16 protein-coding genes and 1 riboswitch are annotated in these 15,346 nt (G+C 46.5%); of the genes, 9 read left to right on the top strand and 7 right to left on the bottom strand.

The genetic code is table 11. The features are described 5' to 3' along the window. The first annotated feature begins 191 nt into the window (after positions 1–191). Together BLQ13_RS27600 and BLQ13_RS27595 are read left to right on the top strand one after the other, a co-directional pair. Entirely contained in the window at positions 192–485 is a 294-nt protein-coding gene (locus tag BLQ13_RS27600; protein ID WP_090924883.1) for a hypothetical protein, read from the top strand. 212 nt (positions 486–697) lie between these two features. Then, entirely contained in the window at positions 698–991 is a 294-nt protein-coding gene (locus tag BLQ13_RS27595; RefSeq protein WP_090924882.1) for a 4a-hydroxytetrahydrobiopterin dehydratase, read from the top strand. Positions 992–1,104: 113 nt separating this feature from the next. On the opposite strand, the gene BLQ13_RS27590 is transcribed toward BLQ13_RS27595, so the two are convergent. The 5 genes from BLQ13_RS27590 to BLQ13_RS27570 form a co-directional block, all read right to left on the bottom strand. After that, on the bottom strand, positions 1,105–1,461 hold the full coding sequence (locus BLQ13_RS27590; RefSeq protein ID WP_090924881.1) for a c-type cytochrome: 357 nt from the start codon (positions 1,459–1,461) through the stop codon (positions 1,105–1,107). Between the two features lie 148 nt (positions 1,462–1,609). Beyond that, complete coding sequence (locus BLQ13_RS27585) at positions 1,610–2,107, bottom strand: GNAT family N-acetyltransferase (protein ID WP_090924880.1); 498 nt, start codon at positions 2,105–2,107, stop codon at positions 1,610–1,612. Positions 2,108–2,469: 362 nt separating this feature from the next. After that, entirely contained in the window at positions 2,470–2,940 is a 471-nt protein-coding gene (locus tag BLQ13_RS27580; protein WP_090924879.1) for a C40 family peptidase, read from the bottom strand. 3 nt (positions 2,941–2,943) lie between these two features. Continuing rightward, positions 2,944–3,081: riboswitch (cyclic di-AMP (ydaO/yuaA leader) on the bottom strand. A gap of 293 nt (positions 3,082–3,374) precedes the next feature. Continuing rightward, positions 3,375–4,229 carry a hypothetical protein gene (locus BLQ13_RS27575; protein WP_139168952.1) on the bottom strand — a complete coding sequence of 285 codons (855 nt, stop codon included), beginning with the start codon at positions 4,227–4,229 and terminating at the stop codon, positions 3,375–3,377. A gap of 10 nt (positions 4,230–4,239) precedes the next feature. Continuing rightward, positions 4,240–6,231 (bottom strand): M1 family metallopeptidase, encoded by a 1,992-nt coding sequence (locus BLQ13_RS27570; RefSeq protein ID WP_090924877.1) that lies wholly within the window; start codon positions 6,229–6,231, stop codon positions 4,240–4,242. A gap of 101 nt (positions 6,232–6,332) precedes the next feature. On the opposite strand from BLQ13_RS27570, the gene BLQ13_RS27565 reads away from it, so the two are divergent. After that, positions 6,333–6,836 (top strand): YwhD family protein, encoded by a 504-nt coding sequence (locus BLQ13_RS27565; protein WP_090924876.1) that lies wholly within the window; start codon positions 6,333–6,335, stop codon positions 6,834–6,836. 200 nt (positions 6,837–7,036) lie between these two features. Here BLQ13_RS27565 and BLQ13_RS27560 read toward each other — a convergent pair whose 3' ends face one another. Then, a complete protein-coding gene (locus BLQ13_RS27560) occupies positions 7,037–9,115 on the bottom strand; it encodes a transglycosylase domain-containing protein (RefSeq protein ID WP_090924875.1) in 2,079 nt (692 codons plus the stop codon). A 259-nt stretch (positions 9,116–9,374) separates the two neighbouring features. Between BLQ13_RS27560 and speE the strand changes: the two genes are divergently transcribed. Together speE and speB are read left to right on the top strand one after the other, a co-directional pair. Further along, positions 9,375–10,202, top strand: a complete 828-nt coding sequence (speE, locus tag BLQ13_RS27555) for a polyamine aminopropyltransferase (protein WP_090924874.1) — start codon at positions 9,375–9,377, stop codon at positions 10,200–10,202. A 13-nt stretch (positions 10,203–10,215) separates the two neighbouring features. Then, positions 10,216–11,085 (top strand): agmatinase, encoded by an 870-nt coding sequence (speB, locus tag BLQ13_RS27550; RefSeq protein ID WP_090924873.1) that lies wholly within the window; start codon positions 10,216–10,218, stop codon positions 11,083–11,085. 237 nt (positions 11,086–11,322) lie between these two features. Here the strand turns inward: speB and BLQ13_RS29075 are convergent, their stop codons facing one another. Then, positions 11,323–11,454 carry a hypothetical protein gene (locus BLQ13_RS29075; RefSeq protein WP_260410934.1) on the bottom strand — a complete coding sequence of 44 codons (132 nt, stop codon included), beginning with the start codon at positions 11,452–11,454 and terminating at the stop codon, positions 11,323–11,325. Positions 11,455–11,578: 124 nt separating this feature from the next. Between BLQ13_RS29075 and BLQ13_RS27545 the strand changes: the two genes are divergently transcribed. The 4 genes from BLQ13_RS27545 (at position 11,579) to BLQ13_RS27530 (ending at position 15,215) form a co-directional block, all read left to right on the top strand. After that, positions 11,579–11,830: a hypothetical protein gene (locus BLQ13_RS27545; protein WP_090924872.1), complete on the top strand. Its 252-nt coding sequence runs from the start codon at positions 11,579–11,581 to the stop codon at positions 11,828–11,830. Positions 11,831–12,006: 176 nt separating this feature from the next. Then, positions 12,007–13,209 carry a WD40/YVTN/BNR-like repeat-containing protein gene (locus tag BLQ13_RS27540; RefSeq protein ID WP_090924871.1) on the top strand — a complete coding sequence of 401 codons (1,203 nt, stop codon included), beginning with the start codon at positions 12,007–12,009 and terminating at the stop codon, positions 13,207–13,209. Between the two features lie 215 nt (positions 13,210–13,424). Continuing rightward, positions 13,425–14,906 carry an alpha-N-arabinofuranosidase gene (locus tag BLQ13_RS27535; RefSeq protein ID WP_090924870.1) on the top strand — a complete coding sequence of 494 codons (1,482 nt, stop codon included), beginning with the start codon at positions 13,425–13,427 and terminating at the stop codon, positions 14,904–14,906. 3 nt (positions 14,907–14,909) lie between these two features. Then, complete coding sequence (locus BLQ13_RS27530) at positions 14,910–15,215, top strand: DUF6171 family protein (protein WP_221790080.1); 306 nt, start codon at positions 14,910–14,912, stop codon at positions 15,213–15,215. Positions 15,216–15,346 lie beyond the last annotated feature (131 nt).

Raw genomic sequence — 15,346 nt, 5'->3', positions numbered from 1 at the left:
AGAATTCGGGCTTCCAGACGAAGGTTCTGCTGCAATCCGTTGCATGTCTGGCAACCTCCATGGCTACCGAAAACGAATGAAACGGTCATGTATAGTATTTATCGACCAGATGGGCTTTTTTTTTAAGGGTTATTTTCAGGTATAATAAGATCAAATCCGCCTTTTACAAGGTGAGTGGGAGTGAGAAGTCAATGGGCGTAAAGCATGGACGTGATTATGAAGGAATATTGACAGATTTAACGGTGGCCATAGGACGCATACCGGATCGCTATGTTTTCTTTGAAATGGATGCGGAAGAGTGGGGGAGACTAGGGGAACCGGAACAGCTCGAGGTAGATGAAGCACTGGCGGAGGACTTGTTCTACGCGCTTGGAGAGGAATCCGTCATTCCGGTTGGGAGCGGTGTGGTGATCCATGATAAAGACCAACACCGGATCCATATTTTGATTGGAGAAGAAGAGCTAACCTTTGTACCTCTAATTTAACATGTGTAGTGACGATAAAACCTTGCGCTTCAAGGCACTGAGCCATCTGTTCTATGGATTTTGGTGCTTTGACGTGGTAAGATGATACTCATGAAAAAGGCGCCGCTGGGCGGTGGCCTGCCTTTTAGGCTGTATGGGCAGCATGTAAAGGTGCCGATGGTCATGTGGATGTAAGTCCGCGATGTCTCATCATATGGGGAGGAAGATAACGCATGGTTTTTACGCAAGAGGAAGTCGAAGCTCATCTGGGAAGGCTGGAAGGCTGGGAACTGGAAGAGGGACGGTGGATTGTCCGCAAATTTGTGTTTTCTAACTATATGAAAGGGATTGCTTTTGTGGATGAAGTCGCTGCGATTTCGGAAGCATTCAATCATCACCCTTTTATTACTATTGATTATACAACGGTTACACTGCGTCTTACGTCTTGGGATGCAGGTGGCATTACATCGGTAGACATCAAAGAAGCAGAGCAGTACAACGAAGCTTTTGAGAAAATGAGAACATAATAATCTGCATCAACGTCGTCTGCAGGATGATGTTTGTCATGCATACCAAAAGAGGCTCTTGCCTCCCTAACGGGAGGATGAGAGCCTCTTTGATGCCTTGCGCGCAAAAATGCTTATTTCTTCTCTGCCAGCCACATCGCGATGTGGGCAATTTCCTCATCCTGCAGTCTGCCTTTGAATGAAGGCATGCCGCCTTTACCTTTGACAATGGTGGAATAGATTTTCTCCACATCGTCTTTACTACCGATGTTTGCAAGAGCTGGGCCTACGCCACCTTGGAGCTGATCGCCGTGACAGGAAATACAGTTGGCTTTCACTAACGTCTCAGCCTGTCCAGCATCCATAGCCACTTCAGGCATGCTTGGTTTGGCTTCCTGCTCCACTTCCTCTTTACCTGGAAGCGTAAACATTAAAACAATAGCTAAAGCACATGCTGCAAAAAATACCCCGCTCATGATCCATTTGTGCATCCCTTATGTCCCCCCAGAATGAAAGATCATCTAACTCAAACTAATCCCTATCATTATAACGGAAGCCGTCGTTACATCATAGCATTTTGTGGTAATTTTTTGAACTAATCACAAAAGAGAGACAAATTGAAACCATTTAATCGTGAGTTTACTCTCTTGGGCCTTCATAAACCATGCAATGGAAGGGCTTTAAACCACTAGGAGTTTGGCGTTCATATGTATCCTGGATGACAAATCCGCTCTTCAGGTATACCTGGATAGCGCGGTTATTCCAAGTCAGTACTTCAAGATCAATTTCATTGGATGGATTCCGGCGGATGGCCTCTTGTACAATCGCAGTAACAAATGCTTTGCCGAGACCTTGCCCACACAGATCGGGGCGCATACCGAGACCAATACGTGTGACATGCTGGAGCGGGAAATATTGTGCGAATCCATAAACCTGGTCATGTTGATCCAGGATAATGGCATATTGTTGTTGTCTGAGCTGTGCATCACCAAACTCGACTTCGAGTGCTTTCATCTGTTCCCAAGGTAGCCAGCTATAGATATTGTAAGGTGGGTCGTATTTCCAGCCACATATAAGTTCAGCATGTTCTTCTTGCATCGGTACAACATGAAGTATCAAATAGGCTTCATTCTTCATATAACAGTGTATGCTCCTTTCTCCGATATCCCTGTCATTGTTCACTCTACAAAAGAGCTGTGTATTAGGCAAGTCTTCCTATAATCAGATAAAAATTGAAACAAAAGTCGTGATCATTCCGTTTATATTATAACAGGCTGGGTAAAAACATGATAAGGGCACGGACAAACGAAAGCAGGCGAACGTGTTAGTTCACATACACACCATGACTTGCAACATCGGGAACTACACAGAGTCAGAAAGCATAAAAAAACCGCCGGATACATTCCTGCGGAGAATGTACCGGGCGGTTCTGTTTATACTTCGTATTTCGTTACAGTAGAGTTACATGGTTCCAACATCATGTTGATTACAGCTTGTACCTAGTCAAGGGCCAGTGACTCATAATCGTCCGTGCTCATGATCCGTTTAGCGCCAACGTAGCGGTTAGCCCAGTAGTTCTCACTCAAAGAGCTGATTGTTACACCTTTGGAAGAAGAAGAATGTGCAAACTTGCCACTTCCTACAAAAATGCCTACGTGTGATATACCTTTACCTGTTGTGTTGAAGAACACCAGATCTCCAGGTCTCATCTCCATGCGAGATACAGAATCACCCATGTCGTATTGGGAGCTGGATTGACGAGCCAAATCAATACCTAATTTGTCGAATACATACCGTGTGAATCCGGAGCAGTCAAAACCGTCAAGCGTTGTTCCTCCGCTTTTGTATGTAGTTCCCATTGCTGAATCAATTACTTTATCCATCTTAGAATCTGCAAATGCGCTGCCTGCTCCAAGTGATAATGCAAATGTGAGGCTAAGTACTGCTGCGGTCAGTTTCTTCTTAAACAAGTGATATACCCCTTCCAACGCCTGCGAGGTTAGCTTAAGGATTCGGTTGAAGGTCCCCTATGATCCCTCTGTTTCAAGATCAATTCACCCATAACTGGTTCCCCCGCTTCCCAGGTGCCAGGAATTTGGCTATGCTAGTTATGCACCTGAAAAATGAAAAGAAAATTTAATTTTAAGGATTTAATTTAAAGTTGTTACAAATAAGGATTTAAAGATTACAAAGTTGTTACTAAAAACTCACTGCGCTTATTGTACCAGAGGCTTAGTACTTTGGCAACGTTTAGCAGTAAAATTAACAAAAAAAACCTCGACCTTTGACGGGGAAAGGTCGAGGTTTGCGTATTTATACGTAATAACCAATGAAATGTTTAACATGAGATGGTAACATTTCTTTATTTTTGAAAGCGATCTCAGACGGCATGTAACATTTTAGTTCAACGTATATGATTTTCATGTCTGGTAGATGTGGACTGCCATAAACGAAAATGACTACATACTTTCCACATACTGAGTAGGCTTCGGGCAAGCGGATAGGTTTGTTGCAGGATTAATCCGGATAGTCCTGTCAAGAACCAGGAGGCGGAAGTGAATGCACCAAAGACCAACAAATGGACAACTCCCAACACCAGCGCAACACCGATAACAGCGAAGATGCGGCGCACAGCAATCCACAGTCCCTTGAGCGTCCCGTGGATTCGCCCTTCTGCTTCCGGGTCAGAAATACCAAACTGCATGTAGAGCACTGCATGATGTACGATCCAGCCATAAATAATCCAGCCTGCTATATATGGAATGCCGGGAAGTAATAAATGAAGAGAATGAAAACTGTCCATTATTGTAGAATACAATTTGGGAAGAAGCCAGTACGCAGGCAAGAACATGAGAAAGGTACGTATCGTGTGTAGCAATATCATGGGTTTCCATAACGTTTTGATGCCCCGAATAAAAGGAATGCGTTCTTCAGTAGATTGATAATGTTGCAGGGAGTAGAGTAACCCGGCCTGAATAAGTGGACTGATCAGCAGGCGAAGCAATAACATGCCGCCCAAAATCCACAGATAACGCTGGACCTCCGGACCGGACAGGCTGAGCTGGCTTTCCATTTTGAATAAAAGTGTGCTTAGCTCGCCGACATCATCCGTTGGATAACGTAGTAATAGAGGAACGACAGCCGATTGAACCAACCGGTAGATGAAATAACCCCAAGTTAATTGATAGATAAACAAGAGTGCGGCAATAAACATATGCTGACGGACGAGAAACCAGCCTTCACGAATTTTTGCTTTCACTGTCTCCACCTCACCATGACAGACCTCCGAATATGGCTTCAATTAGTTTCGTAGCACTCATGTTCCAGCGGGATTTGACTTGCTCGTCCAGTCCGGTTCTCAGGAAATTGTTCATATGGCGATTTTCGAGCACGATGTCATACAAAGGGTCAGTCATGGCCCAGGTGACAGGAGATGTGTATGTCAGTTTATAGGTGACGCGATCCTCGTGGCCATCCCAGTGTTTGGTTACGGTATGGCCGTCCTCAAACGCAATTCGAACAGGAACCTTGGGAAAGTCACTGCCCTTTTTGACAATGGTGACAGAGGACTCGTACATTTTTTTGCCGTCCTTCTCTATAGAAGAAACGTTGATCTTCTCTACAGCAAAATCGGCCATGCCGTTCCGGTAGACATATTGGTCAAAGTAATCCGCCCAGGAGGTGCGGGTGACTTGCTCAACCACCTTTTGAAAATCACCCGTTGCGGGATGTTTAAAACGATACTTTTTTACATACGTCGCAAGGATTCGTTCCATGGTCTTCGCTCCGACTTGCTGTTCAATGCCGAGTAGTACCAGTTTGCCCCTTGTGTACACGTTGGAAGCATATTGATTCTGTGAGTCAAACTTCCACGAGGGCTGTGTTAGAGGGGCCGGAGATGTGATCAGACCTGATTGTACCGGTAGATTCGGAATCAATCCGTATTCCTGTTCCATCAGTTTATCTTCTGCATAGGAGGTGAACCCTTCATCCAGCCAGGCCTCCTCAAACTCATTGCTCGCAACCATGCCGTAGAAGTATTGATGTCCAATTTCATGAACAACGGTGCGTTCCAGATCGTAACCCGGTGTTGTGTCATCGGCCCCAAAGGCTGTAATGAGAGTTGGGTACTCCATGCCTCCGGCCCCGTTTGCGGCTTTTGGCGGAACCACGATAGATAAGGTGGCATAAGGATAGGGACCGAACCACTTGCTGTAATTCGTTAATGCGGCTTTGGCAGCAAAGAGATACCGCTCCTTCAGATCCTGATGTGCCGGATCAAGGTAGAGTTTAATGCGTACACCGGGCACGTTGGGGGCAGAGAAGGGTTCCTCCGCATACACAAAATCAGGTGAGGCTGCCCAAGCGAAATCATGCACATCATCGGCATAAAATTGATACACTTTCTCACCATTCTTCAAGGTTGCCTGCTGCGTGGGGAATCCGGTTGCTGCCACCTTGTATGTTTCGGGTACTCGGATACGCACACTGTAGATACCGAAGTCAGCATAGAACTCGGAGTTCCCGTGATACTGATGCAGGTTCCAGCCTTCTATGGTACGGCCCCGTCTTCCAACAGGCTCGTAAGCACTGAGTTTAGGAAACCACTGGCCTGCCATGACAAAATCATCTGTTTTGCCCATCCTTGCGAAAATTTTGGGTAAACTTACTTCAAACGATGTGCGTATTGTGATGCTTTCCCCGCCCTTGACGGGTTTAGGGAGACGTACCTTAATCAGCGTTTTGTCTTTGATGTTCCCGTCATCCGGCTGTACATACTGCATCCGGTGTAGCAGAGAAAGCCCATCCTCCGTCTGCATGTCAGTAAATTTCATGGAGCCATAACCATCTGTAGGCATGACATCGCCGCGAAGCTTACCGCCCGATTCTTTCATAAATGTAGTATCCGCAGAGGAGAATGCATTAGGGTACATATGAAAATACAGTTCGTTCACCGTTTTTTTGCCCGGATGAGTCCATGTTATGGTCTGTGTGCCTTGCAGTTTGTTCCCCTCGTTTAGCTTCACATCCATGTGGTATTCAACCACACGTTTGCTGTATACCTCGGCTGTAGGGGATTGTACACTTTCCGGGGGGGCGGGTGCTCCGTTTTTGGCTGGAGACTTGCCCGATTCTGGAGTGAGTACGGGTAACTCAGATGAAATGGAGCGATTGTAACCGAGTGTGATCCATACCCCTCCGGCAAACAGGCATAAGGCCAGGGATATGATGAGCCAGCTCTTGGCGCGTCGTGGAATCATCGTTAAATACCTCCCGTTGACAAGCATCTACAGCATGTATATGTTTGCATTGGGCCAATTATTAGTTAAAATATTTGTATCAACTCTTGGAGGCTATGAACATGGACCAAAATGAGCAAAACGGCAAGAAACAGATTGCCTTGAATATCGTGAGTGCAAAGAGCAAGCATAAAGGCTTTGGTTCAGGCTCTATTGATCTGAACAATCTTTCTCCGGTCATCATTGACCAGGGCGAAGCGAAAATCGACATCGGTGCCATGCACGCGAAGAGTAAAGTGGAACGAGGCATTAAATTTTCAACGAATCGTGAAGACGTTCCGAATGGACGTCAGGTATGGCTGGTATGGGTTGCTGTGGATCGTACAGAGCAAGGACAGTTGTATGGCGGGGCAACGGCATGTGAGATGTGGATTGACACGGAAGCCAAACGGGGGTGGAAGCTGCTCGCGGATCACGTCAACCGGATGGATTATGCGATGAAACGCCGATTTATGCTGGATGAGCTGGGACCGCAAGACAAAGCGGCACTGAAGACTCTTCTGATCTCTCATAATGAAGAATGGTGGAATGCTTCCCCGGATGAATTAAAAGAGGCACTTGCCTAACGGGAAAAAGAAAAAAGCAACAAGCCCCGAACCGGCAGGTTATCCGGTTTCGGGGCTTGCTTTATTTCTGTGATGAAGATGTAGCGAAGGCTTCATACAGTCGCCTGCATATTTATGAATCCTCCATGTAAATATATGGAGTCTGTTAAACCGGCCATCTTCTTGACGCAATCAAGTCATTACGGATATACGTCATTCTGTCATTCTACCCACCAGCGTTTGAAATCACTCCACCAGGAACGCTTCTGCTCCTGTACCCCTTTTTGGTTCTGTGCTTCGCGCGCCTTATCGTCCTGAGGATTGTCCAGTGGCTCCGTCTCGCCACGGCAGACTTCAGTCGGCTCCGTTCCCTGAATAAACACTTCCAGCCGTTTCTCTTCGCAGCCGTTACCAGCGAGTTTTCCGGTTTCCGGGTTAATGTAGACACTCACGACCTGATCAGGTACAGAGAAGATTTTTGGGGGGACACTTGCAAGGGCTTGTTCCGTAAACTGAGCAAAGATCGGGGCTGCGCGGCGGCCATCGGATGTCGAGATCGCCTTGCCCTGATCATAGCCCACCCATACAGCGGTAGACAGCTCTGGGGTGAATCCAACCAACCAGGCATCCGTATTGGTTGTTCCTGTTTTGCCAGCCACCGGACGTTTGATGGTGGCAGATACCCGATTGCCTGTGCCTCCATTCTCAAAAACACTCTCCATCAGACGTGTCAGTACGTAGGCTGCTGCCGGTTCCACCACGGTGTCTGCTTTGGTCTGCGGAGATTCATACAATACACGCCCTGCCGCATCCGTCACTTGTAAAATAGCTACGGGTGGTGTCCGTTGTCCTCCAGCAGCAATAACGGAGAAGGCGGAGGCCATCTCCAGCGGACTGACAGGTGAAGTACCCAGTGCAAGAGAAGGGACAGGACTCAGCTTGCTTGTAATACCGAGCTTTTGAGCCATGTTTACGACTTGTTCTGGACTGATCTTCATAATCGTGTTGACCGCGTAGATGTTATCAGATGCAGCGATGGCTTGGCGAAGATCAATCTCACCTAAATATTTATCGCCGAAGTTGCCGGGTTTGTACGTTTTGCGGTCATTATCGTAATGGAACAAGGTAGGCTGGCTGTTGAAAATAGATGCACTGGTAAGCTGCTTCGATTCGAGAGCAGCGAGATACATAATCGGCTTAAAGGCTGATCCCGGCTGGCGTGTTGTTGTCAGCACATGGTTGATCTGATTGGTACGATAATTTTTGCCACCAACCATCGCTTTAATGTAACCGGTGCGCGGGTCAATCGACACGAGTGCGGTCTCCAGCTCGCTTTTCGCATCCATACCTTTGACAACCGCCATTTCCGCAGCCTTCTGCACTCGTAAATCCAGTGTCGTGTAGATGTTCAGCCCGCCGTGATCCAGCATCGCTTCGCTGATGCCAAGCTCCTTCACTGCAAGACTTCGAATGTAGTCGCGGAAATACGGTGCGTTCTCCACCGTCTTGCGCTCACCCTCGGGTTTGAAGTTCAGCATTTCTTCGTAGGCGGAGTCCGCTTGTTTTTGCGTAATTTTACCCGTTTCAATCATGGATTTCAGCACAATCTTCTGTCGATCCTTGGCATTTTTCATATGATTGTAGGGAGAATAATAAGTCGGTCCCTTCGGAATACCCGCAAGCATAGCGCTCTCGGCCAGATCAAGTTTCTTTGCGGATTTGCCAAAATACATCTGCGCAGCTGCCTCAATGCCGTAGGCACCGTGCCCATAATAGATTTCATTTAAGTACATCTGTAAAATTTCATCTTTGCTGTATTTCATCTCAAGCTGAGCGGTATACATGGCTTCCTTGGCTTTGCGTGTCCAGGTTTTCTCATGGGATAGGTAGAGGTTACGCGCAAGCTGCTGTGTTAGCGTACTGGCTCCCTGAGACATTCGCATGTGCTGGATGTTGACAAGGGCAGCTCGTCCCATGCCCTGAATGTCGAATCCGAAATGCTGCCTGAATTTACGATCCTCTACGGCTAGTGTAGCGTTCACCAAATCAGGGGTAATATCCTGAAGTTGTACGGGAATAGAATCCTTGCCGCCAGCGGAGAAGGTGGCGATGACTTCACCCTGACTGTCTAGTAATCTTGAGTTGCGATCCGAGTCAGCAAGGGGCAGACTGGTTGCGTATAGATATACCAAAATGGCAGCTGTGGCAATCAGGCCGAGCGCCGTAAGTATGGATAGATATTTGATGAATTGGAGTACACGGAACCCGCGTTTGCGGGTCTTGACACTTTGCTTGTTCATGGAACGGGCTCCTCTCTTTTCTTTCCAGTATGGGACGGGAATAACCGGGATATTCAATTGGGCTGCGAAGTGAACAAATTCTAGCCAATTTTGGCCTGAAAACCGTTTTACAGTTGAATCGTCTATCGCGTATAATGCAAAAGGGTAATGAAAAGGTAGGGTTCGGCACAACATACTAAAGCATGTGTGGACGAACAGACCAGTGATTATGCATTTTAAAATGATCACTCATTACTTTTACGGAAAGAAGGTAGCGATCATGGAATTGTGGTTTACAGAGAAGCAGACCCCTGTGTTCGGCATTACCGCTAAGATTAAGCAGACTTACGTCACGGAGCAAACGGATTTTCAGGATCTCGCGATGGTTGAAACCGAAGAATTCGGCAATATGCTTGTACTGGACGGCATGGTGATGACGACGGTTAAGGACGAGTTTGTATATCATGAAATGGCGGCACATCCGGCCTTGAACACTCACCCAAACCCGAAAAAAGTGCTGGTGGTTGGCGGCGGTGACGGCGGTGTAATCCGTGAAGTCATCAAACATGCGGCTGTAGAAAAAGCAGTTCTCGTCGAAATTGACGGTAAAGTGATCGAATATTCCAAAATGTATTTACCTGAAATCGCCGGCAAGCTTGATGAGCCGAACGTTGAAGTGCTCGTTAACGATGGTTACATGCATATCATTGAACATAAAGATGAGTACGATGTTATTATCGTAGACTCAACAGAACCTGTAGGCCCAGCTGCTCCGCTCTTCGAGCGCGGTTTCTATCAGGGGATCTATGAAGCACTCAAAGAAGACGGAATCTTCGTTGCCCAGACGGACAACCCTTGGTTTAAGGCGGATCTGATCCAGAAGGTGAACAAAGATGTCAAAGAAATCTTCCCGATCGTACATGTGTACGGCTGTAATATTCCAACCTACCCAAGTGGTCTATGGACATTTACCATGGGCAGTAAAAGGCATGATCCACTTGAGGTAGACGAGGCTCAAATTCCGGAGATGGATACGAAGTATTACTCTCCGCGTCTGCACAAAGCGGCATTTGTACTTCCAAAATTCGTGGAAGATTTAACGAAATAAAGGGGAAATGAAGATGAAACTGGATCAAGCTTATTCAGGAAACGTATTTATTTGCAGCTCTGAGGATTATGAAAATTCCAAAGCGGTCATCTACGGTATGCCGATGGACTATACCGTTAGCTTCCGTCCGGGTTCCCGTTTCGGCCCGGCTCATATCCGTCAGGCATCGGTTGGACTTGAAGAGTACAGCCCGTATCTGGATAAAAGTATCGTGGATATGACTTATTTTGATGCGGGAGACCTGCTTTTGCCGTTCGGCAACGCGGGACGCAGCCTTGAGGTTATCCATGAGTACATCGGCAACCTGCTGGCAGATGACAAGTTCCCGATTGGCCTGGGCGGCGAGCATCTGGTGACATGGCCCGTGATTCAACAGATGTACAAGAAATATCCGGATCTCATTCTGATCCACATTGATGCACACGCAGACCTTCGTGAACACTATGAAGGCGAGCCTCTGTCTCACTCCACACCTGTGCGTAAAGCTGCTGAACTGATGGGCGGTCAAAATATTTATCAATTCGGTATCCGTTCCGGCTCCCGCGAGGAATTCCAGTATGGTCGTGAGAACATTAACTTCTACCCGTTTGAAGTAGCGGCTCCAATGAAGGAAGCTCTTCCGAAAATGGGCAACCGTCCAGTTTATGTAACGATCGACATCGACGTGCTTGATCCGTCTGCTGCACCAGGAACTGGAACAGCGGAAGCTGGCGGAATCACATCCAAAGAACTGCTTGAAGCGGTTCACATGATTGCTGGATCGGATGTGAACGTTGTTGGCTGTGACTTGGTGGAAGTAGCACCAATCTATGATCCGACACAACAGACACAGATCGTAGCTGCCAAGTTGATTCGTGAAATGCTGCTTGGATTCGTGAAGTAAGTGAACTTAACTTCTGTTTCGAGCTATGTTATACTGGAAACAGAAGTATAGTAATATATTTAATTAATATATTGTGGTCGTGAAGTATAGGGTCTGCGGGTTCGACCATATACTAAATAAAGAGTCATTATCGTTGGCGCGATAATGACTCTTAGGACCCGAAAGGCTGTGGATTGCCACGGCGTGCATGAATTAAATAATGCTATTCAAGCAAAACCCACCGTCAGGCGATCAACCTTATGAGGTGGGTTTTTGCTTGTTACGAAACTTTTTACGCAACCAACGGTAAAGCCTTCGTCCACTCAGCACAATGCTGAGGATCGCAGCAATCCACCGGATTACATCAAGCAACGCCACAAGTTTGACCATCGACGTCACCCCCTTTCGGACAGCAACGCCGTGATCATAAAACATCCACACTCAATCATAAGTCCATACCTCTAATTATAGCACATACGTTCCTATTACTCTATAGAAGTGAGGTGGAGATTATATGTACGCCATTCGAGCACATTTGAGTATGTTCCCCAAATGGTTTGTTACCATTACAACCATATTTATTATTCAACTGGTTGTAGCCATGATAGGTTATTTTAATTTCAGCTTTATGCTTGTAAATCTGGCAATGTTATTTGGTGCTTATGCCATCAGGGAATATAAATCCAGTAAAATCTCTTTCGCTTTATGTCTGATCCTAAGTATCAGTTTTGTTATGATGGCTATTCAGTCTTATTCATTGTCATAAGAATGAATGGAGACAGAGACACATAACGTATTGCACACCACCTTTAACCAGATGAACTCCGTCATGGGTAAAGGTGGTTTTTGTTTTTTATCTTGCAAAATTGTCATCTGCTTTCACCCGAATTGTTACGTTATGATGCGCGATTTGGGGTAAAACGATAGAAGGAGGTGTTACCAATGAGAATCAAGACAACCAAGAACACCAAGACATGGAAACGAGCAAGTGTGATAACTCTAGTGCTTACACTATTATGGGGAATGGGACAGGCTCATACTTTACCTGATGCTAGCGCAGCACCTTCAACCGCAACATGTGGCACAGGAGATCATGGACTGACATCAGAACTGAAAAAAGGCAGTGGCGTGGAAGAGCAGCAATTGCAATTCACGGATATCAATTTTCTAAATCAAACTACAGGACGGGCGGCAGGTAAAGGATTCTTGATTGGAACTTCGAATGCAGGCTGTACTTGGCAACCCATATACACGGGACAGTGGCAGTTCGAACAATTAAACTTCCCAAATAACGTTACAGGGTATGCACTGGCGGGCGTGAAGGGCTCCTCACTAACGTATCTCATACGTACGGACGATGGAGGTTCACACTGGAAGAGACTGAGTACACCAGGTGTTCCGCCGTTCAAGCGGATTGATTTTAGTGATAAAAATAACGGTTACGGATACAGCTATAACGGTGCGTATCGAACTGCCGATGGCGGTGTGACATGGAGTAAAATAACTACACCAGCCAACACGAGGGCCGCTGCGTTCACTACAGACAAACTAGGATATGCTGTTGTAGTTGTACCTGGGACAGGCTATAAGATCGAGAAGACAAGTAATGGAGGCAAGAGCTGGAATACAGCTCTTCAGGTGAAATCCGGTACATGGAACGGAGCAGACGTGTATGCAAATGGATCTCAGGTATGGGCTATCCTATATGGGGATGCGGGCATGTCCCAGCAATCCTACTCCCTGTATGCGAGTGGTGATCAAGGAGAGAGCTGGAGGCAGGTTTTCGCTCAATCGACAGCAGGCGCAGGGCCGGCCCCCGGTGCCAATCAAGATGGCAAAGGAACCGGACCGGCTAATCCCGGTGGGCATCCAGGCAACATGGCACTGATTGGTAACCAGACTGCATATCTCTCTGCTGGATCACCTGCTGCGGACAAGGTTGGAATTGGACGATCCTTTGATGCAGGTTCCACGTGGAAAAACATTGATCTGAAAGCTCAAGGCTACAGCTCCCGTATCTCGTTCCCTACAACCAAGATCGGCTGGCTCGTTGTCACAAGTGAGAACAGGCCTGCCGTCTATGAGACAACGGACGGTGGAATAACCTGGTCGGCAAAAATTTCATTTCGCTCAGAACAGAATTAACAAATTATAAAATGAATTAATGTATTAGCTAATTCATAGTAAAAACGATCTATGTGTATTTTTAATTGAATTTAAATGATGTAACCTCATATTGGGCGCTTTTCCTGAGATTTAATATGGAAAAGGGCTTTTTTTTCAGGAAACAAAAGGGTTGAAACCTGTCTCAAAACGGGTTATTGTAAGCGTTGACAACATATTTCAAGGAGGTTGGAATAATGGTTAATGTTATTTTAAAGGCTGATTCAGATAAAGGATTAATAAATCGCAATATATATGGTCACTTTTCCGAGCATTTGGGACGTTGTATTTATGAAGGCCTCTGGGTGGGTGAAGATTCACCTATTCCAAATACGGAAGGTATTCGGAACGATGTACTTGCGGCACTTCAGAAGCTGAACATTCCTGTGCTTCGCTGGCCAGGTGGTTGTTTTGCTGATGAATATCACTGGAAGGATGGTGTAGGGCCAAAAAGTGAACGTGCACGCATGATTAATACCCACTGGGGTGGCGTGGAAGAGAATAACCATTTTGGTACACATGAATTCATGAGGCTGTGTGAACTGCTGGGGGCAGAACCTTATATCAGCGGCAACCTAGGCAGTGGAACCGTGCAGGAAATGCAGGAGTGGGTAGAGTACATTACGTTTGATGGTGAGTCTCCTATGGCGAACTGGCGGAAGCAGAACGGCCGGGAAGAACCGTGGAAGCTGAAGTATTTTGGCGTCGGCAATGAGAACTGGGGCTGCGGTGGCAACATGCGTCCAGAGTATTATGCGGATGAATATCGTCGTTACGCTACATATGTACGTAATTATTCAGAAAATCAGATTTACAAAATTGCTTGTGGACCGAACGACAGCAACTATGAGTGGATGGAAGTGTTGATGAGAGAAGCAGCCCGTTTCATGGATGGCATTAGCCTTCATTATTACACGATTCCGACAGGTGTATGGGAAGATAAAGGGAATGCTACCGGTTTTGGAGAGGCTGAATGGTTCACTACATTGAAAAAAACGCTGTTTATGGATGAATTACTTGTAAAGCACTCCGAGATCATGGACAAATATGATCCGGAAGGCCGAGTAGGCATTATCGTAGATGAGTGGGGGACATGGTACAACGTTGAACCAGGAACCAATCCGGGTTTTCTATACCAGCAGAATACCATGCGGGATGCAGTACTTGCGGCGGTGAACCTGAACATCTTCAATCAGCATAACAAACGGGTGCATATGGCGAATCTGGCTCAGATCGTTAATGTACTTCAATCGCTTGTGTTTACTGAAGGGGATAAAATGATCCTGACGCCGACGTACCATGTGTTCGATATGTATCAGGTCCATATGGATGCACAGCGTCTGGATCTCAGTTATGAGAGCCCGGGGTATACATTTGGTGAGGAGACGATTCCGCAACTTAGTCTGTCTGCATCACGGAACAAAGATGGCGTTATTCATGTGACAGGATGTAATATCAGTCATACGGATGAGCTTGAAGTAGTCGTGCAACTGGAGGCAGGTCAAGCGGCAAGCGTATCGGGACAGTTGCTCCATAACACTGACTTTGGGGCATTTAATACGTTTGAACAGCCAGATCAGGTGAAACTTGTAGCTTGGGAAGGGCTTGTTTTGGAGAATAATACATTGCGTTTTGTGTTACCTCCGGCTTCCGTTGGTGTGGTCGCTGTTCAGGGTTAAGGTATGAAGCCTAGCAATCACCAATACCAACAGCAGCCCCGTGAGGGAAGAAACGAACCCTGTAAGGGTTGTGACAGCCAGTATGATATTCATATCAGTGATGCCAAAATGGCTCGTCTGGTGGAGATCGCTTCACGCTCACGCACTACGGTAGAGGATGAGGAGTATGAGCGTCGCCTTGCGATCTGCTCAGGCTGCCCTGATCTGCAATATGGAACAACATGCCGGCACTGCGGCTGCCTTGTACAAGTGCGCGCGAAACTGGCCGATTCCACCTGTCCCTATCCGTATGCATCGCAGTGGGCATGAACAGAGTTCATCATTTTATGTTTGAAACTGGGTAAACAAGTATGTTGTTATATTGCCTAGATACGTTTCATTATAATGTAGTAAGAGAGCAAGCCCAATGAAGCAAAGTGGCAAAGTGAATGAAGTCAGAC

This window comes from Paenibacillus polysaccharolyticus (assembly GCF_900102085.1).
Classification (GTDB): domain Bacteria; phylum Bacillota; class Bacilli; order Paenibacillales; family Paenibacillaceae; genus Paenibacillus; species Paenibacillus polysaccharolyticus.
The sequence above is the reverse complement of the archived record's forward strand: the minus strand, read 5'-3'. Positions and strand labels throughout refer to the sequence as shown.